The sequence below is a fragment of the Acidovorax facilis genome (genome assembly GCF_023913775.1).
In the GTDB taxonomy this organism is placed as follows: Bacteria; Pseudomonadota; Gammaproteobacteria; order Burkholderiales; family Burkholderiaceae_C; genus Acidovorax; species Acidovorax facilis.
Genome location: NZ_JAMXAX010000399.1, coordinates 1 through 251, shown reverse-complemented (window position 1 = coordinate 251; position 251 = coordinate 1). Strand labels below are relative to the sequence as shown.

The following is a 251-nucleotide window of genomic DNA, read 5'->3' as shown; positions in this document are numbered from 1 at the left end:
AACGCTGAGCCAGCGCGCAAACAACGCGATCGTCGCCACGCAAACTGCATCCACCTTCTTCATCATGCCCGCGATATTCGCGGGACATGTGGCTCAACTCAAGATGCCTCGGCTGGACGCTTACGGACAGTTGAAGAAACTGCACCCTGACAACAAGCGCAAACAAGTGTCACACGAGAGCATCTACACCTGCATTTATGCCCAGCCTCGGGGAGAGCTCAAAAAGGAGTTGGTCTCCTGTCTGCGTATGG

The 251-nt window shown here is 55.0% G+C and carries 1 pseudogene; it reads left to right on the top strand.

The window, feature by feature from the left end:
* Positions 1–251: pseudogene (locus NFX52_RS30775) on the top strand (hypothetical protein); the annotation flags it as partial.